Annotated in this window: 20 protein-coding genes and 1 pseudogene; 8 read left to right on the forward strand and 13 right to left on the reverse strand. The window is 54.2% G+C overall.

Features of this window, described 5'->3' with window-relative positions:
• Positions 1-256 precede the first annotated feature (256 nt).
• The 3 genes from yhcN (LBW88_RS20570) to yhcN (LBW88_RS20580) all read left to right on the forward strand — a co-directional run bounded on the left by yhcN (LBW88_RS20570) (position 257) and on the right by yhcN (LBW88_RS20580) (position 1,249).
• Positions 257-520 carry a peroxide/acid stress response protein YhcN gene (gene yhcN, locus LBW88_RS20570; protein ID WP_034831133.1) on the forward strand — a complete coding sequence of 88 codons (264 nt, stop codon included), beginning with the start codon at positions 257-259 and terminating at the stop codon, positions 518-520.
• Between the two features lie 90 nt (positions 521-610).
• Complete coding sequence (locus tag LBW88_RS20575) at positions 611-877, forward strand: YdgH/BhsA/McbA-like domain containing protein (RefSeq protein ID WP_058959558.1); 267 nt, start codon at positions 611-613, stop codon at positions 875-877.
• Between the two features lie 105 nt (positions 878-982).
• Positions 983-1,249, forward strand: coding sequence for a peroxide/acid stress response protein YhcN (yhcN, locus tag LBW88_RS20580; protein WP_224934004.1), 267 nt, complete (start codon positions 983-985; stop codon positions 1,247-1,249).
• Between the two features lie 59 nt (positions 1,250-1,308).
• Here the strand turns inward: yhcN (LBW88_RS20580) and LBW88_RS20585 are convergent, their stop codons facing one another.
• The 5 genes from LBW88_RS20585 to aaeX all read right to left on the reverse strand — a co-directional run bounded on the left by LBW88_RS20585 (position 1,309) and on the right by aaeX (position 6,282).
• Positions 1,309-1,578 (reverse strand): hypothetical protein, encoded by a 270-nt coding sequence (locus LBW88_RS20585; RefSeq protein ID WP_224934005.1) that lies wholly within the window; start codon positions 1,576-1,578, stop codon positions 1,309-1,311.
• A 31-nt stretch (positions 1,579-1,609) separates the two neighbouring features.
• Entirely contained in the window at positions 1,610-3,064 is a 1,455-nt protein-coding gene (locus LBW88_RS20590) for an NAD-dependent succinate-semialdehyde dehydrogenase (RefSeq protein ID WP_224934006.1), read from the reverse strand.
• A 111-nt stretch (positions 3,065-3,175) separates the two neighbouring features.
• A complete protein-coding gene (aaeB, locus tag LBW88_RS20595) occupies positions 3,176-5,128 on the reverse strand; it encodes a p-hydroxybenzoic acid efflux pump subunit AaeB (protein WP_224934007.1) in 1,953 nt (650 codons plus the stop codon).
• 11 nt (positions 5,129-5,139) lie between these two features.
• Positions 5,140-6,069 (reverse strand): p-hydroxybenzoic acid efflux pump subunit AaeA, encoded by a 930-nt coding sequence (gene aaeA / locus LBW88_RS20600; protein ID WP_224934008.1) that lies wholly within the window; start codon positions 6,067-6,069, stop codon positions 5,140-5,142.
• A gap of 9 nt (positions 6,070-6,078) precedes the next feature.
• Complete coding sequence (aaeX, locus tag LBW88_RS20605) at positions 6,079-6,282, reverse strand: p-hydroxybenzoic acid efflux pump operon protein AaeX (RefSeq protein WP_021508145.1); 204 nt, start codon at positions 6,280-6,282, stop codon at positions 6,079-6,081.
• A gap of 258 nt (positions 6,283-6,540) precedes the next feature.
• Here aaeX and aaeR point away from each other — a divergent pair, with 258 nt between their 5' ends.
• The gene (aaeR, locus tag LBW88_RS20610; protein WP_224934009.1) at positions 6,541-7,458 is read left to right on the forward strand and encodes an HTH-type transcriptional activator AaeR; all 918 of its coding nucleotides are present in this window, start codon (positions 6,541-6,543) and stop codon (positions 7,456-7,458) included.
• Positions 7,459-7,692: 234 nt separating this feature from the next.
• Here aaeR and tldD read toward each other — a convergent pair whose 3' ends face one another.
• The 8 genes from tldD to csrD form a co-directional block, all read right to left on the reverse strand.
• Entirely contained in the window at positions 7,693-9,138 is a 1,446-nt protein-coding gene (gene tldD, locus LBW88_RS20615) for a metalloprotease TldD (protein WP_224934010.1), read from the reverse strand.
• A 64-nt stretch (positions 9,139-9,202) separates the two neighbouring features.
• Entirely contained in the window at positions 9,203-13,021 is a 3,819-nt protein-coding gene (gene yhdP / locus LBW88_RS20620) for an AsmA2 domain-containing protein YhdP (protein WP_224934011.1), read from the reverse strand.
• 47 nt (positions 13,022-13,068) lie between these two features.
• Complete coding sequence (gene rng, locus LBW88_RS20625) at positions 13,069-14,538, reverse strand: ribonuclease G (protein ID WP_224934012.1); 1,470 nt, start codon at positions 14,536-14,538, stop codon at positions 13,069-13,071.
• Positions 14,528-15,121 (reverse strand): Maf family protein, encoded by a 594-nt coding sequence (locus tag LBW88_RS20630; protein ID WP_224934013.1) that lies wholly within the window; start codon positions 15,119-15,121, stop codon positions 14,528-14,530. The genes rng and LBW88_RS20630 overlap by 11 nt, the downstream gene beginning before the upstream one ends.
• A gap of 8 nt (positions 15,122-15,129) precedes the next feature.
• Positions 15,130-15,618 (reverse strand): rod shape-determining protein MreD, encoded by a 489-nt coding sequence (gene mreD, locus LBW88_RS20635; RefSeq protein WP_034830875.1) that lies wholly within the window; start codon positions 15,616-15,618, stop codon positions 15,130-15,132.
• Positions 15,615-16,640 (reverse strand): rod shape-determining protein MreC, encoded by a 1,026-nt coding sequence (mreC, locus tag LBW88_RS20640; protein WP_100703248.1) that lies wholly within the window; start codon positions 16,638-16,640, stop codon positions 15,615-15,617. The genes mreD and mreC overlap by 4 nt, the downstream gene beginning before the upstream one ends.
• A gap of 145 nt (positions 16,641-16,785) precedes the next feature.
• Positions 16,786-17,829 (reverse strand): rod shape-determining protein MreB, encoded by a 1,044-nt coding sequence (mreB, locus tag LBW88_RS20645; RefSeq protein ID WP_007891976.1) that lies wholly within the window; start codon positions 17,827-17,829, stop codon positions 16,786-16,788.
• 310 nt (positions 17,830-18,139) lie between these two features.
• A complete protein-coding gene (gene csrD / locus LBW88_RS20650) occupies positions 18,140-20,086 on the reverse strand; it encodes an RNase E specificity factor CsrD (protein WP_224934014.1) in 1,947 nt (648 codons plus the stop codon).
• Positions 20,087-20,410: 324 nt separating this feature from the next.
• Between csrD and msrP the strand changes: the two genes are divergently transcribed.
• The 4 genes and pseudogenes from msrP to LBW88_RS20670 all read left to right on the forward strand — a co-directional run.
• Positions 20,411-21,415 (forward strand): protein-methionine-sulfoxide reductase catalytic subunit MsrP, encoded by a 1,005-nt coding sequence (gene msrP / locus LBW88_RS20655; protein ID WP_224934015.1) that lies wholly within the window; start codon positions 20,411-20,413, stop codon positions 21,413-21,415.
• Positions 21,416-22,018, forward strand: coding sequence for a protein-methionine-sulfoxide reductase heme-binding subunit MsrQ (msrQ, locus tag LBW88_RS20660; RefSeq protein ID WP_224934016.1), 603 nt, complete (start codon positions 21,416-21,418; stop codon positions 22,016-22,018).
• A gap of 232 nt (positions 22,019-22,250) precedes the next feature.
• Positions 22,251-22,703 (forward strand): type II 3-dehydroquinate dehydratase, encoded by a 453-nt coding sequence (gene aroQ / locus LBW88_RS20665; RefSeq protein WP_224934017.1) that lies wholly within the window; start codon positions 22,251-22,253, stop codon positions 22,701-22,703.
• A 21-nt stretch (positions 22,704-22,724) separates the two neighbouring features.
• A pseudogene (locus LBW88_RS20670) lies at positions 22,725-22,968 on the forward strand (acetyl-CoA carboxylase biotin carboxyl carrier protein); the annotation flags it as partial.

A 22,968-nucleotide genomic window follows, 5' to 3' on the forward strand; every position in this document is an offset into this window, starting at 1 on the left:
GGGATCAACCATGATCTTTCGCACGAAAAGATAATTTGATGCAGATCATTGTTTTTACGAATAAATAATGGTCAATGGTTAAGAATTCAGCGTTTTTAATAACTTCCAGTTCTAAAAAGGTGCCATAAGGATAAAGAATAACAACCAAACATTATTAGCCAGATATTAATTTCATGGGTGATTAGATCTATACTTGTTTTCGTGATGCAAATCACACGAAAGAAAAAGATAAAAACAGAAGACGAGGAAAAATACCATGAACGTTAAAACTACTATCGCAACCCTGAGTGTTCTATCTGCCCTGTCATTTGGTGCTTTTGCAGCAGATTCTATCAATGCTCAACAGGCAGCGAATCTGCAACCTGCCGGCACCATCAGTGTGAGCGGCGTGGGCGGTTCTCCGATGGATATCCATGAACAGCTGAATGCCAAAGCCGATCAGGAAGGTGCTAAAGCCTACCGTGTGATCGAAGCGAATACCGGCGACAGCTATCACGCCACCGCTGAACTTTATAAATAAGTTTACTGAACAAGACGCAGTGTGAACGGCGACCCGTTTGAGACGCATTTGCCTCTCAGGTTGCCAAACCCAATTTCAGGAGAGTGAATCATGAAAACCAAATTAGCTATCGCCATTGTCGGTCTGGCTTCCGTACTGTCTTTCGGTGCCAGCGCCGCTAGCCTGGTTTCTAACGAACAAGCCGCACAGCTGCAACCGCTGAACCAAACTGTCAGTGTGAGTGGTGTTGACGGTGACCAGACGAATGTCCGTCAGGAACTGTCGCAGAAAGCCGATGCGCAAGGTGCCAGCCACTATCGCATCATTGAAAACAATCGCGGTGACACCTTCCACGTGACCGCTGAACTGTACAAATAAGACTAAATCGAACGTCGGGCGCCTGAACGGCGCCAGACAATTTATCGACGACCCGCCTCACCCACTTTTTGCCGCAGGTTGTTGATTATAACGAGGAGAAAAATTATGAAAATCAAAGCAACCATCGCAGCCGCCAGCCTTCTTTCCCTGTTTGCCTTTGGTGCTTCAGCAGCCCAATTGGTAACGAATGAGCAGGCGCAAAATCTGCAACCTACCGGCAGCACTATCACCGTCAGCGGTACCGGCGGTTCGCCAATGGATTACCGTGCTGAGCTTTCACAGAAAGCCGATGCACAAGGTGCCAGTGCTTATAAAGTGATTGAAGCCAATACCGGTGACAGCTATCACGTGACCGCTGAGCTGTACAAATAATTCCTCGTCAATTCTGACGAACCCTTTGGCCCCGCTCGCCGGGGCCCTTTTTCGGCTTGTCACTTCACATTAAAGCGGAGCTGACCCTCCAGCTCCTCTTCTGCTTCATCAAATAGCAGGATTAATGCGCCATACCGGCGTTTCTGCCCTGTTCCCAGATTCACAAACTCAATTTCCAGCGGCAACGGCAACTGATCACCTTGGATCACCGCCCAAAGATCGTCCAGATCGTCAATGCCGGGATCTGTCAGTGCAAAACGATCGCTGAACTGGCGATAGAAATGGGCTTGATCGACGATTTCGTCGAAATCAAAACGCTCGGTTCTCATCGTGATTCCCTCTTTCAGGCAGGGCCGCCCATCAGGCCAGCCCACCAATATGCAGCGCTTTCACTTCCAGGTACTCTTCCATCCCCAGCACCGAACCTTCACGCCCTAAACCGGACTCTTTCACACCACCAAAGGGTGCCAGTTCAGTGGACACGGCACATTCGTTAATGCCAATCATCCCGGCTTCCAGCGCTGCAGAGACGCGGAACACCCGCTGCAGATTCTGGGTGTAAAAATAGGCAGCTAAACCGTATTCGGTGTTATTGGCACGCTGAATCACATCCGCTTCATCATCAAAGCGGAAGCAGGCGGCTACCGGACCAAAAGTCTCTTCCTGAGCCAGTTTCATCTCTTCATGCGCCTCGGCAATTACCGTGGGCTGCCAGAAATTGCCCCCCAGTGGATGACGCTCGCCTCCGATCAGTAACTTACCGCCTTTGCTCAGCGCATCTTTCACGTGCTCTTCCACTTTTTCCAGCGCCGAGTGCTCAATCAGCGGGCCGACTATCACGCCTTCTTCAACGCCATTACCCACTTTCAGCTTGCCCACTGCATCGGCCAGTTGACTGACGAAACGATCGTAAACCGCGTTGTGCACATAAAAGCGATTCACGCTCACGCACACCTGTCCTGCGTTGCGGAATTTGTTAGCAATCGCGCCCTGTACCGCCGCATCTATATCCGCATCCTCAAACACGATGTAAGGCGCATTGCCGCCCAGCTCCATCGACACTTTCTTCATGGTGTCTGCAGCGTTGCGCATCAGCGTTTTACCCACGGCAGTTGAACCGGTAAACGAGATTTTTCGCACCGCCTGGCTGGCCATAATCGCGTCGCTAATGGCATGCGTATCACCCGCCACCGCATTCAAGACGCCGTCGGGTACGCCCGCTTCCTGTGCCAGCGCGACTAGCGCGAAGGCACACAGCGGGGTGTTATTGGCCGGTTTGATGATGCCGGTGCAGCCTGCTGCCAGCGCCGGGCCCAGTTTGCGTGTCAGCATCGCCATCGGGAAATTCCACGGCGTGATAGCCGCCACCACACCAATCGGCTCACGTGTAGCCAGAATGCGTGAACCCGGTTTCGCCGGAGGGATGATTTCGCCATTGGCACGCTTAGCCTGCTCAGCAAACCATTGAATAAAGCTGGCGGCGTACTCGACTTCACCTTCTGCTTCTTTCAGGGGTTTGCCCTGCTCGGCGGTCATCAGTTGCCCGAGCCAGCTTTTGTTCTCGATGATCAGTTGATACCAGCGATTAAGGATCTCAGCGCGCTGCTTAGCGGTTTTATCACGCCACGCGGGAAAAGCCTGCTGGGCTGCAGCAATGGCTTGTTCCGTTTCACTCTTACCGGCTTTCGCCACTTTCGCCAGCACGTCACCGGTGGCCGGATTGGTTACATCAAAGGTGGTACTGGCCTTATGCCATTGTCCCGCAGAGAAATAACCGGTCTTAAACAGCGGATGTTGTTGCAGAGAGGTGGACATCATTAATCTCCTGTCAGTTTGCTTCCTGTCAGAAAAGTATAGATGCCAAAAACGCAGGGTTTTGTGTCAACGTGGGATCAAAAAGGCCGCTGCAGGGTGCAGCGGCCGATTTCAGATTTGGATGAGCGTGTTCTGGTACTTATCCAGCATCAGAGAAAGCCGTTTAACCGGTTCGGTGACACTTTCAGGCGCTGAATAGTGGTGTAGTTTTTCCTGATACACCTCCAGCTCCTGCAACAATCGCTCGAAGTAGTAGCGCCGTTTGTCATCACTGGATGCGGAAATAATACGGTCCGCGGTGTAGCGCAACTGCCGGTGAAAGGCCGATAGCTCTGCGTTAACCGGCACTTCGGCATTACGCAGTCGCTGATGGCCGATAATCAGCGTCAGCGCGATGCGGTATTTGTCGATATCGCCGGGAAACAGATTGAGCAGCAGGAACAGTTGCTGATACAGCGCGGGCAAATGGTTTTCCCGGCGGCGCGCCTGATTGGTGGTCAATGCAGCCACGGCGGCATACATAAAGCGATTCAGCAGCTTACGACCGGTACGTGCTTTAGATTTATCGCGAATCAGCAGAATCACCATCATCGCTACAAAGCTGCCAATCCACTGGCCCAACGCATTATCGAGGAATACGTTGAACTCAAATTTCATCGGGTTATCCAGCACCAGCACGTTGATGGTGCCAATTAGCGCCCCTAACGTACCAATCTGACGCCGCTGAACAAAGATACCGCCGATAAAGCCCAATGCGCCAATCGCGATGCACAACAACAACGCGCTTTGCTGCGTGGCCGGCAGGATATAGATAAAATAGAGCATGCCGAGCGGCACGGCGAAGGCCATACCGTAGAAGAAGTCTTTTGCCATCATCAGGGGATTCGGCATACGCATCGCCAGCGCGGTGATAACGGCCAGCATCACCATACAGCCACTGCCGGATGTCCAGCCGGTGTATAGCCAGAACAGGGAACCCAGTGCGGTCGCCACAAAGGTTCGCACACCGTTAATCATCGCGTGATGGGTTTCCGCCGAACGTGCCTGAATCACCACTTCGCGCTGCAGGATACTCTCTTCCAGCGTGGTGATACGGCTGTTGCTGCGCACTCCGTTAATCAGCAACAGATATTCCGTGGCAGCGCCGACCCAACTTGCCACCGTCATCGGCACATTTTTGTTGCTGACGCTGATCAGACGACGCATCACCTTCATACGCTTATGCACGTCATCAACGTTATGAACGTCTTTCTCAATTAGCAGGCGATATTGCGTCGGGATATAGTCTGGACGGGCGTTCTGAATCAGAAAGGTTTCGGCCGCTTGTGTAATCAATGTCAGCGACAGCGTATTCAGCATCTGCAGGCGGCGACTGGAATTCTTCCAGCGCGAAGATTCCATCATCAACTGGCTACGCATGCCGTTGAGCGCTGTGGTGCGGCGCACCAGCGCGCTCCAGGTTCTATCCACTTCGTCTTTATCTGCGTGTGCCACACACAGTTGCAGCAGCTTGTAATGCGCCACCAGCAGGGCATCGACTTCTGCCTCGATCACTTTTTTGATAGAGCGCGGCGAGAACAGCATGTCAGCGAGAATCGCACACAGAATACCAATGACAATTTCACTGCAACGTTCAACGGCAAACTGTGGTGCCAGCGTTAAACCGCCACTGGCATCGGCAGTAATGACGATAATCAGCGCGGTGTAACCCGCCAGACCCAGCGCGTAGGAGTTCTCAACTTTAATCAGCGAGGAGAGCCAGACGCACATGCCCGCCCATAAACAGCACAGCAGCAGCATCACCACCGGGGCCCGCACCGTAGCGATCATGATTGTAAGCGCGGCGATACAGCCAATAAAAGTACCAATAATGCGCAGAATGCCGCGATAGCGCAGTGCGCCAGAATAGGGGTCGCCCCCTGCGGCAAAGGCGGTACCACCGGCGACAATGCCGGCAGTCATGACCGCCCAACGCGGCGTTTCCAGATTAAAGTGAAAGCCAATCATCAGCGCCGCAACCAGCGCAAATGTCAGCTTCACCGGGAAACGCAAAAATTCAATCATAACGGCCTCGCTTAACCAAACTCGCGCAGGCGGTTAAAGAACTGCGTCAACGGCGAGACTTTGGTTTGACGATCTTTATCACCGGTGATCACCACCGTGGCGGTGGTGCCCGCCGGGAAGCGGTTGCCTGGTTGATCGTCAAGATGAATGCGCACCGGTACGCGCTGCGCCAGTCGCACCCATTCAAGGTTGGAGTCGATGGTCGCCATGCCTTTGCTGTCGACGCTGCTGCTGCTGTTGGTCACGCCGGCAGCAATGCTGTCCACCGTGCCACGCAATACGGCATTGCTGCCCAGCGGGGTGATTTCGGCGCGGAAGCCAGGACGTACGCCATCCAGCTTGGTCTCTTCCATATAGGCCAGCACATAGAATGAGTGTTGCTGTACCAATGCCACGGCAACGGAACCACGGGTGATGAACTCGCCCTGATAAACGTTGAGGTTAGTGACCCAGCCATCTGAAGGCGCTTTGATGGTGGTGCGATCCAGGTCGATCACCGCCAAATCGCGTGTTGCCACCGATTTCGCCAGCTGATGTTCGCTGGTTTGCAGATCGTTGTTAGCCTGATCGATGGCTTCACGCGACATGGCGCTGGTGCCAAGTTGATTACGGCGCGCCGCTTCACGGCGTTTTTCGTTGACCAATGCCTGGTAATATTCGACATCCGCCTGGGCTTCATCCAGTGCTTTCTGGTAGCGCGGACGATCCACGACAAACAGCGTGTCGCCCTGTTTCACCAGTTGGTTGTCGTGCACAGGCACGTCAGTGATAAGGCCGGTGACGTCTGGCGAGATCGCTACGACATCAGCGGAGAATTTGGCGTCACGCGTCCAGGGCGATTCGGTATAGAACACCCAGGCGCGGAAGATGATCACGATTGCGATGATAACCAGCAGGATTGTAATCGCGTAACGCGCGATTTTTCTTATGAGCGCTTTCACTTAAAAACCTCAGACGAATAGACGGGATACAAGGTAAAACACGCAGCAATACAAAGCTGTGTTAAAAAGTGCCGGATGCCACACCAGGTCATAAATTCCGCTGGGCGTCAGCACGCGTTTCACCAGCCAGAACAGCGCCAGCGAAACCAGTAGTTCAATGAAGATGGGCGGAAAGCTCAGCCCGAATACGACAAATACCGGGAGCACACTCATTACGGTTCCTTAGTTCGACCTTGCCGGATTGCACCGATACCTGCCCTCATGCCGCGTGGCACGTCGGGTTGAGAATCAGGGGGTGATTGAGAGACTGATGGCAACATTCAGGCCGCGTTGAGCTAATGATAGCGTATCATCGAGTAAACACAGCCGTGTTAAGGTGCGGTGAACAGACCCAGCGTGCGTATAGTAACGCGCATGACTATACGTTTTCTACATATTGTGAGCTAAATCACTTTTTAGCCAGAGTAAACAATGGAACGACTTAAAGGCATGTCCATTTTCGCCAAAGTGGTTGAATTAGGTTCTTTTACCGCCGCGGCACGTCAGCTTCATCTCAGCGTTTCGTCAATCAGCCAAATTGTCGCCAAACTGGAAGATGAGCTGCAGGTCAAATTGTTAAATCGCAGCACCCGCAGTATTGGCCTGACCGAAGCAGGCAAGATCTATTATCAGGGCTGCCGCCGCATGCTGGCCGAGGCATCACAGGTGCATGAACAGCTGTATGCTTTCAATAACACGCCGATTGGTATTCTGCGTATTGGCTGCTCATCTACCATGGCGCAAAATGTGTTGTCCGCGATGACCAGCGATATGCTGCGCGAATATCCTGGCCTGAGTGTCAATCTGGTCACCGGCATTCCCGCGCCGGATTTGATCGCCAACGGCTTAGATCTCGTGGTTCGCGTGGGTGCTTTACAAGATTCCAACTTGTTTTCACGCCGTTTGGGCGCGATGCCGATGGTTGTGTGCGCCGCTAAGAGTTATCAGGCGCAACACGGTACGCCTGAAAAGCCGGGTGAGATCGATAATTTTTCATGGCTGGAATATAGCGTTCGCCCGGATAACACCTTTGAACTGGTCGCGCCGGAAGGTTTGGTGACGCGACTGACGCCGCAAGGACGCTTCGTTACCAATGATTCACAAACGCTGATTCGCTGGCTGAAAGCCGGTTGCGGTATCGCCTATGTGCCGCTGATGTGGGTGATTGATGAGATTAACGCTGGAGAGATCGACATTCTGTTCCCGCAATATCACTCAGAACCGCGTCCGGTGTATGCGCTCTATACCGAGAAAGACAAGATGCCGCTGAAGGTGCAGGTGTGTATCGATTATCTGACCGAGTACTTTAAGCAGGTGGCGCAGCAGTATCAGCAGCATCGGAAAGGCTGACGGTCTGGGCGCCATAAATGGCGCCGCTACGGGTTCGGTGAGGTTTTTGTAGGGGGCGCATTTATACGCTCCTGGCATTGGAGGACGCCATAAATGGCGCCGCTACGGGTTCGGTGAGGTTTTCGTAGGGGGCGCATTTATGCGCTCCTGGCAGTGGAGGACGCCATAAATGGCGCCCCTACAGAGGACGGTGCCGTCATTTAGAGAGTACACATTGATGCGCACCAGGAATGATTACGCGGTACCGCCGACGGTGATTTTATCCAGCTTCAGGGTTGGCTGACCAACGCCGACCGGCACGCTCTGACCCTCTTTACCGCACACGCCAACGCCTTTATCCAGCGCCAGATCGTTACCCACCATTGAGATCTGCTGCATCGCTTCAATACCGGAACCGATCAGCGTGGCGCCTTTCACCGGCGTGGTGACTTTGCCGTTTTCAATCAGATAGGCTTCTGAGGTGGAGAACACAAACTTGCCCGAGGTGATATCCACCTGGCCGCCACCAAAGTTCGGCGCATAAATTCCGTATTCAACGCTGGAAATGATGTCCTGCGGCGTGGATTTACCCGCCAGCATATAGGTGTTGGTCATACGCGGCATCGGCAGATGCGCATAGGATTCACGACGCCCGTTACCGGTTGGCGGCACGCCCATTAGACGCGCATTGAGCTTGTCCTGCATGTAGCCTTTGAGTACGCCGTTTTCGATCAGGACGTTGTACTGGCCCGGCACGCCTTCGTCATCCACCGCCAGTGAGCCGCGCAGGCCTTCGATGGTGCCATCGTCGACCACGGTGCAGAGTTCTGAGGCCACCAGTTGCCCCATTTTGCCGCTAAATACCGAAGTTTCACGGCGGTTAAAATCGCCTTCCAGACCATGTCCTACCGCTTCGTGCAGCAGCACACCCGGCCAGCCAGCGCCTAACACGACCGGCAGGGTACCCGCAGGTGCGGCCACGGCAGAAAGATTCACCAGCGCCAGACGCACCGCTTCACGCGCCCATGCATCGGCACGCACATCACCGTTTTCATCTGCATAGAAGAATTCATAGCCAGTACGCGCGCCGCCGCCGCTGGAGCCGCGTTCACGTTTACCCTGATCTTCCACCTGCACGCTGATCGACAGACGCACCAGTGGGCGGATATCCGCTGCCAGTGTGCCATCGGTCGCCGCCACCAGCACCTGCTCGTAGACGCCGGTCAGGCTGGCATTCACTTCCTGCACGCGCGGGTCAGCAGCACGAGCCACGGTATCAACACGATGCAACAGTGCAATTTTGTCTTCACGCGTCAGGCTGTCCAGCGGATTGATCGGCGCATACAGCGAACGGTTAATCACGGCAGAAAGCGTATGCGCTTTGCCATTGCCTTGCTCACGCACGATGCTGCGCGCGGCTTCAGAAGACTGGCGCAGGGCGTTCAAGGAAATTTGGTCTGCGTAAGCGAAACCGGTTTTCTCACCGCTGATTGCACGCACACCGACACCCTGGTCGATGTGGTAAGAGCCATCTTTAATGATTTTGTCTTCCAGCACCCAGGATTCATGGAAACTGGACTGGAAATAGAGATCGGCATAATCCAGACGACGTTCTGAAAGCTGCCCTAACAGGGAATAAAGGTCCTGCTGATTAATGCTGTTCGCAGCTAGTAACTGCTCACTTACCAGATTCAGAGTCATCGTTTCTCACTCATTATGTGCTCGGATAGTCATAGCCTGCGGCAATTCCCCGACGGCGTCAAATTCACTTCTTGTCGTCTTCGCGCGGTTTGCGCAGCACTTCATTGATTTCCGGTTTATCCAGCGGTCCGCTGATGTGATAACGCAGCAGCGAAATCTTATTCCACAACGGGCCCAATACTTTACTGGCGGCAAACACCGCGGCACCAATCACCGGGTTAACCACAAAGGCCGTCGCCACACCCACCGAAGCAGAAATTTCTGGCGCGACCACCGCTTCCATATCAATCTGTCGCTTCGCCAAATCGATTTTGCCCTGCATGGCGATATCCGCTTCAAGGCCATCCACCAACAGGTTATCCGTGTGCATTACCCCGTTCTCGATCCACGCCGTGCCGTTAATCGAATCAAAATAGAAACCTTCGCTGAAGGTATCGCTAAAATCGAAGCGCAGCTTACGCAGCAGGGCGTCAAAGCTCATCAGGCGCAGCAGCTGCCCCGCACGCCCGGTATTCACATCCGCAATCTGGCCTTTGCCAAAATGGGTTTTCAGCGTGCCGCTCAACGTTTCCGCTGAAGGTTGCCACGGGGCAGAACGCCAGTGCAGGTCATAATCCACGTTAAACGGCGCATCACGTAGTGGGGTATTCATCCCAAACCAATTGACGGCGTCATTGATGTTTTTCCCGCTCAAACTGCCCTTCAATGAGGTGCGCTGATTGCCCGGTTTATTGACCCATTCGCCGTTGATATTGAGCTTCGCACTACCTGAATCCACGCTTCCGTTAGTAAGTGCTAACGTATCTCCCTGCGGCTGCAATCTGGCCTGCATATGACCAAACTTCTGACCGCGCAGCCAGCACTCATCACAGTTAAGCTGCAGCGCTGGCCAGTTGCTGAAGTCCACAGTGCTGCTGTTGCCACCCAACGGCGAGGTGCTGCTATCGCTGCTGTTCGCCCATTCTGGATTGTAGTAAAGATAGCTGAGGTCGATCTGCCAGGGCGCATGCTGTGCGGTTTGCAAACTGCCACGCGCTTCGCGACTTTCCAGCTGAAGCTGCGTATTGCCGGTTGGCCCTTGCGTGACGGTGGCATTGACGTCATGCCACTGCTGGCCACCGAGTGTGAGTGCCGGTGTACGCAGCGTCACATCCCCCGGCAGCAATGCACCGCCCACTTCCGTTTCGCCCTGAGCATTGCGCGAACCACCTCCACCTGCCAGCAGTCCCATCCAGGCTTCACCATCCAGCGGCGGTAAATTGAGTTCCATACCGCGCTTTTCTGGCAGCTTCGGCGTGCTTTTCGCATCGTTGAGCCAGATGCCGCGATCCACGCGCAGCTGAGGTTCGAGAATCCAACGGCTGTTAAAGCGATTGTGTTCACGCACGCTACCGCTCAGCGTAAATCCTTTCAGGTCACCGGTGGCGTTAATGGCGATGGGCATCGCTTCACCCGCCTGCTTATCCAAAGGCGCAGGTAAGTGACTACTTACTGTTTTTGCATCGCCCTGCAAATCGACCTTATAGGTCGCGCCACCTTTGTGTGGCAGCGTGATGTCGACATTGCCCTGCCATGGCAGACTGCCACTCAGTTGACTGCTGACGCTGGTCGGCAACACTTTCAGTTTCGACGGCTGCCAGTCGCCCAGCAGTTTCACGTTGACGCCGAAGTTGTCAGGGTTTTCGGTGGTGGTAAAACTGACGCCGGTAGGCTGACCAAACCAGTTAGCCTGCATCTGTTCACTTTCGAGATTGCCGTTGTTGTAACGGAAACGTCCGGTGAGGTTTTCCAGCGTGGTGTTTAACGGCTTGATGTGCAAGCTGTTATTGTTCATCACTACATTACCGCTGGCGTGCACCAGTTCGCCATCCAACGGAATATCGAGATTCAGCGAACCAAGCACATTGCCGCCGATTTGCAGCTGTTGCAGCGCTGCGCCTAGCGTCGATTTCAGCGGCGTTTGCTCAAAGTAATCAGCGATTTGCTTGCCTTGACCGCTGAGATCGCCATTGATGATTAGCTTCTCTTTCAGATAGTCCGGGATCACTGCGCTGACGTTACGTGCATCCACTTCGCCCAGTTTGGTTTTCTCGGCTTTCATCCACAGGCCGTTGTTGACGAAATCGAGGTCGATATCGAGATTCTCCAGCGCTGGCCAACCGGGCTGGAACTGGAAAGTGGATTGACGCAGCGGCACCCAAACTTCGAACATGCCGTCATTGTGCTTAAACGGGAACAGGCTGGGATTACCGGCGAACAACAGCGTGGCATTGTCCACTTTCCCGCCTTTAATCGACTCGCTAAGGAAATGGGTCAGATCGTGGCCCATCAGCGGTTCCGGGAAGTAGCGCCAGGCATCGCCCGCGTCGGTGACGCGAATACCCGCCAGAATATCCAGCTGGGGTGCTTTGCCGATATCTTGCTGATAGCGGAAATCACCGCGCGCCCACAGGGAACGTGCCTGAACATCAAGATTCTGACCGTCCAGCGTCAGGCCGCTGGCATCACGCTGCCAGTTCAGCTTGCCGGTGATCTGTTTGATTTGTAGTGGAGCCTGGAACATATCGCCATAAGGCACATCCGCTTGTCCCATCGCCACATCAAGCAGACCGTTATTCACGCTGCCGCTGGCAGTGCCGCTTAAATTGCTGATGCCCGGCAGCAGCTCCCAATGCTGCCACGCCAGGTTGTGCCATTTGGCTTGCAGTCGGGTTTGTTCTGGCTGATTGAGCGGAATGTCTAGCGCCAGCGCATCGATGTTGCCGCGCGGCTGCAATGCACGCCAGTTATCCAGTAACGCAGGTGATAGGGGTTTGAGCAACGGCACTAGCGGTGCCAGACGCTCCAGATCCAGCTGTGTGGCACGGACACGCACTTCTGCTCCGCTGTTGGCGCCCAGCATCTGTTGATCGTCTGGCTTCCATAACAGGGAGAAATGACCCGGCGCCCACGCCACACCATCGGTGCTGAGACGCGTTTGTGGCACCGACAGGCTCCAGCCATTCTGGAAACGGGCCAGATGCGCGGTTAAGCCATCCACCTGCAGCTGATGATCGCCCTGCTCGCCGCGCCAGCGCGCACCGCCTTTGCTCAGTAGCAGGTCACCGGCATAGACATCGCCATCACGCAGATTGACCCATGCGGCCAGGCTAAAGCGGGCACTTTCCAAACTGGTATTGTCGCGCAGCCACGGACCGATCCACGGACGCACATCGACGTCATCCGCTTGCATCCAGATGCGGCCATCGTTGAGTAATCCGTTGGTGTCATTAAGATCGAGACGAACCTGCACCACACCGTGCTGGCCGGTAAAGCTGGAGAGATTGACTTCCCCTTCCGCGCGATGACGCGTGCTTTCGTTGAGCCAGGTCAGCCGTGGGATCGCCAGCTCGGCATGCTGACCAGAGGGCGTAAGAAAACGGATGCTGCTGTCACGCAGGTCAAAGTGGTCAAACTGCCGCAGAAACAGATCGTTAATATGCGCTGGTTTAAAGCTGTTTTTCTGCTGGTCACTGGTAAACAGTGGATGATTAGTTTCGAGACGCAGTTGCCAGAAGGTGAGATCGCGGAACTGCCAGCGCCAGTGCAGCAATGATTGCCAGACGTTGAGCGCCAGATTCACGCGGCCGATAGTGAGCTTGCCGTCATCCGGCATCGAAATATTGAGATTGCGCACCTGCAGGGTTGGGCCAAAGTTTTCCCATTTCCCCTGCAATTCGCTGGCGTCCACCGTCACACCGCTGACGCGTGAAATCGTCTGCAGTATGTCGCTGCGATAGCTGTTGAGATGCGGCATCACGAGGCGCAACCCGCTGACTAGCAGCGCCACAATAACGATGATTGCGGCGAGCAGCAGTAACAAAATCCTCGGCAACCGCCTCACACACCTCTCCTTGCTTCCCGTTGGATAACGGCGTTCAACCTCACGACTTACATCATGACGACGTCAAACTGCTCCTGAGTATAGAGCGGCTCAACATGGACTTTAACCTGCTTACCGACAAAGATTTCCACTTCAGCCAGCGCATGTGACTCTTCGCTTTTTAATGCCTCACCCACCGCCGGGGAAACATAGACGAGGAAGCGATCCGAATCATAAGCATGATGCACACGCACGATTTCGCGCATGATTTCATAACAGACCGTTTCCACCGTTTTCAGCGTGCCGCGCCCTTTGCACACCGGGCAATCGGCACAGAGCACATGTTCAATACTTTCACGCGTGCGCTTGCGCGTCATTTCTACCAGACCGAGCGCCGAGAATCCGTTAATGCCGGTTTTTACCCGATCTTTGCTTAGCGCACTTTCCAGTGAATGCAGCACGCGGCGACGGTGATCGTCATTACTCATGTCGATGAAATCGATAATGATTATGCCGCCGAGATTGCGCAACCGTAGCTGACGGGCAATCGCCTGCGTGGCTTCAATATTAGTGTTGAAAATGGTTTCGTCGAGATTCCGATGCCCAACGAACGCGCCGGTATTGATATCGACGGTGGTCATCGCTTCGGTTTGATCGATGATCAGGTAGCCGCCCGACTTGAGTTCAACTTTACGCTCCAGCGAGCGTTGAATTTCGTTCTCAACATCAAACAGATCGAAGATCGGTTGTTTACCGCTGTACAGCTCCAGCTTACTGGCCATTTCCGGGATATATTCGCCGGTAAATTCCACCAGCAGATCGCAGGTCAGACGCGAATCAACACGAATGCGATCCAGCGCCGCGCCGGCAAAGTCACGCAGCACACGCTGTGCTAATGCTAGCTCACCGTACAACAGGCAGCGCGTCTGGTTACGTTTCTTGCGTTCGCTGACTTTGGTCCATAGGCGCTTAAGGAAGGCAGCATCCTGCGCCAGGTCTTGCTCGCAGATGCCTTCGGCAGCAGTACGAATAATAAAGCCACCGAGATCGTCACAGTAGGCCGCCACGACGGCTTTCAGACGGTCACGCTCGGCTTCGCTTTCAATGCGCTGTGAAACGCCAACGTGCGATGCACCTGGCATAAACACCAGATAACGCGAAGGCAGCGTAATATCGGTGGTGAGGCGCGCACCTTTGGTGCCGAGTGGATCTTTCACCACCTGTACCACCAAATCCTGGCCTGGGCGCACCAGCTCGCTGATGTCGCGCACCACAAAATTTTTCTTCTCATCACCCGCCACGCATTCGGTGTGCGGCATGATGTCAGAAGCGTGCAGGAAGGCGGCTTTATCCATGCCGATATCGACAAACGCGGCCTGCATACCGGGCAACACGCGGCTAATGCGACCTTTATAGATATTCCCCACGATACCGCGCCGTGCTTCGCGCTCGATGTGGATTTCCTGCAAAATGCCGCCATCAATATAGGCAACACGGGTTTCAGAAGGTGTAACGTTAACCAGCAGCTCAGCCGTCATCTTGTCCCCTTAACGCACGCAGTGACTGAAAATGGCTCAGCAACTCATTGGTTTCAACCAGCGGTAATCCCACTACGGCGTGATAGCTTCCATTAATCTTGCGGACAAAATTGCCGCCCAGACCCTGTATTCCGTACGCGCCGGCTTTGTCCATCGGCTCGCCGCTGGCAATATAGTGCGAGATTTCTTCTGCCGTGATATTGCGGAATGTCACGTCAGTCGTGACAAGGCAATCCAGCTCGCGCGCACTGTCTGCCAGCGCGACGGCGGTCATCACCTGATGCGTTTGCCCGGAAAGTTGACTCAGCATCTGCGCCGCGTGAGCCGCATCGCGTGGTTTTTCCAGCACTTCGTTGTTAAGCACCACGATGGTATCTGCACCCAGCACCGGTAAATCCTGGGGTGCGACCGCCACGCCTGCGCGCGCTTTGTCCGCAGCAAGACGGCGAACATAGGCTTCCGCCGCTTCTTCAGGCTGGCGCAACTCTTCGACGTCGGTGATCAGACGCTCAAACTGCAGACCAAGCTGCGTGAGCAGTTCACGTCGACGCGGTGAACCGGATGCGAGATACAGGCTTATCATAGTCTTCCTTACTGAACAGCGAACTGACGGCGAATCTTTCTCATTAATAAGAATAGCCAGGGCCATAGAATGCCGTCGACCACACTGCTCCAGAAGATTTCCGGGCGGAATGAGACGTTGATCACCAGGAATTCAGCCCAGAAAACAATCACATCCACCGCGAGCGACAGCACCATAACCATTAATGCCTGCTGCCACAACGCCAGATTTCGGAATAGCTGAAATTTGAAGGCCACCAGATACGCGATGATGCTGAACGCCAGCGCACGCACACCCAGCGTGGAACCGGCCACCAGGTCCATCACGGCCCCTAAAAAGAAGCCCGTGCCAACATTGACGCGGTGCGGCAATGCCAGAACCCAGTAAACCAGGATCAACAAAAGCCATGAAGGCCGGAACATGTAGATTTGTTCCGGCCAGGGCATGATTTGCAGAATGAGGGCAATCAGAAAGGACAGCCAGATAACCCATCGGCCCTGGCTGCGATATCGACTCAAGGCTGGCCTCCGCGTGTGTTCGCTGGTATCCCTTGCGAACGACTGCTGTTAGCGGGTGCTGGCGGCCCCATCTGCGGTGCCACGTCCGGTGCCGGTGGGCCCATTTCGCCTGCTGGCGGCAAGACTTGCGGCATCATCTGCATCAGACGCTCATTCGCCACGCGGTGAACTTCATCCGGTGCCATCGGCATGTCGCCATTCTTATCCGAGCCCCACAACAGCAGCAGATAACGCAGACGCTGCAGGCCTGCGGTCGGATGCGCCTGGATAACGGTATAAGCACGCTGGGTGTCGACTTTCACTGAAGAGACCACGCCAACCGGATAGCCTTCAGGGAAACGTCCGCCAAGGCCAGACGTCACCAGCACATCGCCGACACGAATGTCGGTGTTGCCCGGCAGATGTTCCAGCTGCAGGTCTTCGCTGCAGCCGTTACCCGCCGCAATCACGCGAATATCGTTACGTAACACCTGAATCGGCAACGCGTGCGAGGCATCACAAATCAGCAGTACACGGCTGGTCACCTGACCCACAGCCACCACCTGACCCACTACACCTTTATCACTGATCACCGGCTGGCCTTCGTAAACACCGTTTACACTGCCTTTATCGATAACCACCTGATCGGTATACGGGTCGGTGCCGGTTGAAATCACCTGGGTCACCATCTTGTGCTCATCCTGACGCAGCGGTGAGCCGAGCAGCTCACGCAGACGTGCGTTTTCCTGCTTGTATTGCCCCAGCATCAACAGGTCACTGTTTTTCAGGAAGAGCTCACGGCGCAGCGCTTTGTTTTCCAGCTCGAGCTGCTGGCGTGAAGCCAGCGTTTCTGAGACGCCGTCAAGAAGCTGTCGCGGCCCATTGGCCAGAAAATAAAATGGACTTACCGACGTGTCCAGGTAGTTGCGGATCTGGGAGAAGGAGCTCACGCGACTGTCAGCGATGATAATCGCGATAGCCACAATGACTGCCAGAAAGAGACGCAACTGCAGGGAAGGCCCCCTGCTAAAAATCGGCTTCATAAATTCTGCGTGTTCCTCGACATCAGGGAAGAAGCGTCAGTCTTGTGACTAACGCCTCCAGGGCTGGACGCATCTCGCCGTCGTGCGCAGCGTCGATAGGCGCGACTCCCTGCGCAATTTGACCACGGTCTCAGCCGATGAGGATTTACTCCTCGCTGAACAAATCGCCGCCGTGCATGTCGATCATTTCCAACGCTTTACCACCGCCGCGCGCGACGCAGGTCAGCGGATCTTCTGCGACGACCACCGGAATACCGGTTTCTTCCATCAGCAGACGATCCAGGTTGCGCAGCAGTGCGCCACCGCCGGTCAGTACCATGCCACGCTCGGAGATGTCAGAAGCCAGTTCTGGTGGGCACTGTTCCAGCGCGACCATCACTGCACTCACGATACCGGTCAATGGCTCTTGCAGCGCTTCGAGGATTTCATTGGAGTTCAGCGTAAAGCCACGCGGTACACCTTCAGCCAGGTTACGACCACGCACTTCAATTTCGTGTACTTCATCACCCGGATAGGCAGAACCAATTCCGTGTTTGATACGTTCCGCAGTGGCTTCACCAATCAGTGAACCGTAGTTGCGGCGCACATAATTAATGATAGCTTCATCGAAACGGTCACCACCGATACGTACAGAAGAAGAGTAGACCACGCCGTTCAATGAGATAACGGCGACTTCAGTGGTACCACCACCGATATCCACTACCATTGAACCGGTTGCTTCTGAGACCGGCAGGCCCGCACCAATTGCGGCAGCCATCGGCTCTTCAATCAGAAACACTTCGCGCGCGCCTGCACCCTGTGCAGATTCACGGATAGCGCGACGCTCAACCTGAGTGGCGCCAACCGGTACGCAGACCAGCACACGTGGGCTTGGACGCATAAAGCTGTTGCTGTGCACTTGTTTAATGAAGTGCTGGAGCATTTTTTCAGTCACGAAGAAGTCGGCGATAACGCCATCCTTCATAGGACGGATTGCCGCGATGTTGCCTGGGGTACGGCCCAGCATCTGCTTCGCGTCATGACCCACGGCCGCAACGCTCTTTGGCGAACCGGCACGATCCTGACGAATGGCAACCACGGAAGGCTCGTTCAGCACGATGCCTTGTCCTTTTACGTAAATCAGGGTATTCGCAGTACCCAGGTCAATGGACAAGTCATTGGAAAACATGCCACGAAATTTTTTAAACATACTAAGGGATAATCCTGCAAGCTGGGGGCGGAAAATAAAATCCGCCTACTTTACCAACCACGCGAAGCCGCTACAAGGCGCAAAAACGTTCTGCTTCGGTGAAAAAATACGCTGAATAATTTTTTGGGCCGATTCGCTTATCCCTGGCCACCGTAAAATAGCGCTAAGCCGCCCTATTGAACGTAAATTCACCCTCAATTACCGGATGAATTTCGACATAAAATCTAACATTTCCAGCCATCATAAACGCGGACGTTATACGCCAAACGGCAGAAAAAGAACCCTCCGCGTCACTTTACAGGCTTAAGGCTCAAATTCGATAACGTTGTGAATGCTTTTTCACATTACTGTTTACCGGCAGTGATGGGGCAAAGAAATCGCCCTGCCCGCCTGCCACCCCCAGACTCGCCAGCGTTTGCCACTCTGCGCGCGTGCGCACGCCAGCAGCAAAAACTTGTGTTGAGGTGGATTTGCACACTTCCAGTAAACTTTGCACAAATAACTGGTTTTCAGTACGACGTTCAATATTTCGCACCAGGCCTGGATCAAGTTTGATCACTTCGATCGGGAACTGCTTGATATAAGCACTGCTCACCACGGTCATTCCCGCCTGATCTACCGCAACGCGGCAACCAAACGCGGTCAACATCTGGAAAACCGGCACTAAGCGATTGATGTGTTGACAAACATCCGCCTCAGCAAGTTCAAATAAAAAACGCTTTCTTTGCGATTTTGTACATTGCAGTAAAAGCTTTTGCAGCCAGCGCTGGAATGGGCGCTGTAATAATGAGTCGATATTCACGGGTAACGCCAGCGTTTCATCGGGCCACACTTCAGAGAGCGCCGCGATTCGCGTGACGAGTTGACGATCCCAGCTGTCGGTCAACCCCAGCTGCAGCACCAGCGGCATAAACTCGGCCGACACCACTTCCTTGTCACCATCGAACACGCGCGCCAGCATTTCGCGGTGGTGTACTTTGCCATCCAGCAACACAGCTGGTTTCTGGTAAAGACGCGGTCCGCCACGATTCAGGGTGTTTTCCAGCAGCGTTCGCCAGCGCACACTGCCACGTCCCATGTCTAAGGTATTGCCCTCACCGACTGACCAACTGTTGCCACCCTGCAAGGCCGCACGACGCGTTGCCATCTCCACATTTTCCATCACCTGCGGCACGCTTTCTCCGCTGCGCCACGCGCTGATGCCAATGTGGATTAAATCATCGCGATCCACCATACGCATCGGCGGCAATGAGTCGACCGCGTTGATCAACTGGTCGGCGATACTGTTGGCCTCTTTGAGCGTGCGATGCGGCAACAACACGGCAAAATCACTGCGGAAGTAACGTGCCAGGAGTGCGCCTGGATAGCGCAGAACAAAAGTCGACAGCATGTTGATCAGGTCAAACAGGTACTCATCCACCAGCGTTTGACCCAGGGTTTCATGCAGCGTATCGAGATCGGGCAGGCGCACCATCATCACCACGCCATGAGTGCCCACATCTTCCTGATCTTCCAGCAGCGTCGCCAGTTGGTTATCGAAGAACAGGCGGTTGTTCAGGCCGGTGCGTGAATCCTGGGCGGCAAAGGTGCGGATGAGCGTATCAATGCGTAAACGCTGCTCGCCCGCTTCCTGCAGATCGTTAAGTAAGGTGTCAATCGCGCGACTGGCCTTTGGCGGCCACTCGGCGTAATGCCCGACATAGGGCACGCGCTCACCGGCCAGAATACGCTCAGAGCGTGCTTCTAAACGTTCCATGTGCTGCCAGCGGCGATTGATCCAGCGATGCGTCATGACTAATAAAGCCGACATAATGGCCACCACGCTGAGCAGCACAATCAGCGTATAGGCGCCGGTAAAGGAGCGGAACCAGGTTTTCGCGGGATCAAGCACCACTACGCGCAGCTCAAGGCCGGGAGAGTGCACCAACGGGAGGTCGAACTGAATAAAGCGATTCGGCTCATCTTCCAGCATGGGATTTTCATGCCTGGCAAGCTGGAAAACCACGGTATTGCCGTTATGCATCTCAATCTGTTCGGCGTTGATCACTGGCATGATCCGCGTCAACCACTGCGTCAAATCTTGTGGTGATTGCGTTGCCAGCGCTTTATCGACCTCGGTCGCCAGCGTATTCACCCGCGTTTCCACGCGCTGTTGTGACAGCCAGATAAAACTAAAAGCGCAGCCGACCAGCATCAATAACATTGCCAGTAAGCTTAATAATGTAATAAACGCAGAAAACTTTGTTGTTAATCGCATCCCTGTGCCTGTATCACTGCGGTTATGAACGGTCGCCATCCGACGGCGCCAACCTGCTCACTGGCGCAAACCTGAGCAAAATAGCACAAAACATTGCCTGAATCAGCGCCAGACGCGCATCAAATTACGCGGTGCGCCATGCTAATTGGCCGTGCGGCGCGAGTATAGCCGCAAAGTGTGTTGGCTTGCGTTTCACACGGGCTTTTTCGTCCTATTCTCAACAGAGCGCGCTCGCCAGGAAATTTCATATTTTTTCGGACAAAGTGGCATGTCCAGCGCGAGTTGATCATGCTGAATACATCAATTTTTTCGCCGGAGAATGTCATGAAGCTGAAGCAATACCTTACCGAATCCGACGTCACGCCAGAGAGCATCTTTAACATGCGCCGTCGTCAGGTGCTGAAAGCGCTGGGATTAGGCGCAGCAGCGGCAAGTTTGCCCGGCGTAGCGCAGGCGGATGTGCTGAGCTGGTTCAAAGGCAATGACCGCCCACCGGCCCCCGCAGGACGCGATCTGCAATTTACCAAACCCGCGCAATGGCAGGCCGATCTGCCCATGACGCCGTTTGACAAGGTTTCCGGCTATAACAACTTTTATGAGTTTGGTCTGGATAAAGCCGATCCTGCTGCCAACGCCGGCACGCTGAAAACTGAACCCTGGCAGTTGCGTATTGAAGGTGAAGTGGCGAAACCGATTACGCTGGATATGGACGACATCTTTAAACGTTTTGCCATGGAACAACGTATTTATCGCATGCGCTGTGTTGAGGCATGGTCGATGGTGATCCCGTGGGTGGGCTTTGAGCTGAATAAGTTACTCAAACTGGCTGAACCCACCAGCAATGCCCGCTTTGTCGCTTTTCAGACTTTATATGCTCCGGACCAGATGCCGGGACAGAAAGATCGCTTTATCGGCGGTGGACTGGATTATCCGTATGTGGAAGGATTGCGTCTTGATGAAGCCATGCACCCTCTCACGCTGTTGAGCACCGGCGTGTACGGCAAAGCGCTGCCGCCGCAGAATGGCGCCCCGATTCGTTTGACGGTGCCGTGGAAATACGGTTTCAAGGGGATCAAGTCCATTGTTAAGATCACACTGACGCGCGATCAGCCCCCGACAACCTGGAACCAAATCGCCAATAATGAATATGGTTTTTATGCCAACGTGAACCCCCATGTGAATCATCCGCGCTGGTCGCAGGCCACTGAACGTTTTATTGGTTCCGGCGGAATTCTCAATGTCGAACGCCAGCCCACCCTGCTGTTTAACGGCTACGCTAAAGAGGTGGCATCACTTTATCGCGGGCTCGATTTACGGGAGAACTACTGAGTGCGACTGACGTTACGCCATATCACCCTGTTAAAAGTGGTGCTGCATCTCGCGGCTTTCCTGCCGTTTGTGTATCTGTTTATGGCCGCCAGTCAGGGTTGGTTAAGTGCCGATCCGGCGAAAGATATCCAGCATTTTACCGGCAGAATGGCGTTAAAGTTGCTTCTGGCGACGCTGCTGGTGACGCCATTAACGCGCTACCTGAAACAACCGCTGCTGATTCGCACCCGCCGGCTGCTCGGCGTGTGGTGTTTTGCCTGGGCATGTCTGCATTTAACCAGCTATTACCTATTGGAGCTGGGTTACAACCATCTGCAGTTACTGGGGAGTGAGATCATTTCGCGCCCTTATCTGTTACTGGGTATGATCTGCTGGCTGGTGCTGTTTGCTTTAGCCATCACCTCATTCCAGCGCGCACAACGTAAACTGGGCCGCCGCTGGCAAACCCTGCATAACGGCATCTATCTTGTCGCGATCCTCGCGCCTATCCACTATCTTTGGTCAGTGAAAGTTTTCTCCCCACAACCCTGGATCTACGCTCTGTTAGCCTTGGTGTTGTTAGGCTGGCGTTACAATAAGTTGCGTAAACTTCTGCATCGATAATCCCCGCAAGGTTGTTTTCCTGCTGCAAGATCTGATAAAAGGTGTGGCCTTAGGGCCGCATCCGATCAACTTCGCAGATAAGACCAGTATTTTGCTGCTAATTGCGACGAAACGGATATAATGCCCGGCTTTATTGCAAGCGAAGTCGTCTTTTTCACTCTCAGGAGTGACAAACGGCAGATGTCGCGGTATTTTACGCGATGCCTTACTGATTGCAGGAGATAGCAGCAAGATGGCGCACCAATTTCACATACTGCTTTTAAACGGACCCAACCTGAATTTGTTGGGAACGCGCGAGCCGGATAAGTATGGTCACACTACGTTGGCGCAAATTGTCAGCGATTTGACCCAGCAGGCCGATCAGCACCATGTGAAATTGAGTCATTTGCAATCGAATGCAGAGTTTCAGTTGATTGATCGCATCCACGAAGCCCGAGGCAATGTGGATTACATCATCATCAACCCGGCTGCATTCACGCATACCAGCGTTGCACTGCGTGATGCCCTGTTGGCGGTCAGCATACCTTTTATTGAGGTGCATCTCTCAAACGTGCATGCGCGCGAGCCGTTCCGACATCACTCCTATCTTTCTGATGTATCTGCCGGCGTCATCTGTGGCCTGGGCGTTGATGGATACTCATGGGCTTTACAAACGGCAGTAAAACGCCTGTCACATTCCAATTAAACAGAGTACGGAACCACACTCATGGATATTCGTAAAATTAAGAAACTGATCGAACTGGTTGAAGAGTCCGGCATCTCCGAGCTGGAAATCTCTGAAGGCGAAGAGTCAGTTCGTATCAGCCGTTCACCTGCAAACGCCGGCTACCCGATGATGCAGCAGGCTTACGCTGCACCAATGATGCAGCAGCCAGGCCTGGCGACTGCGGTCGCACCTGTTGCTGCGGCGCCGGTTGAAGCGGCTAAGCCAGAAATCACTGGCCACATCG

Origin of the sequence: Pantoea sp. alder81 (assembly GCF_020179835.1) — a bacterium.
Lineage (GTDB): Bacteria > Pseudomonadota > Gammaproteobacteria > Enterobacterales > Enterobacteriaceae > Pantoea.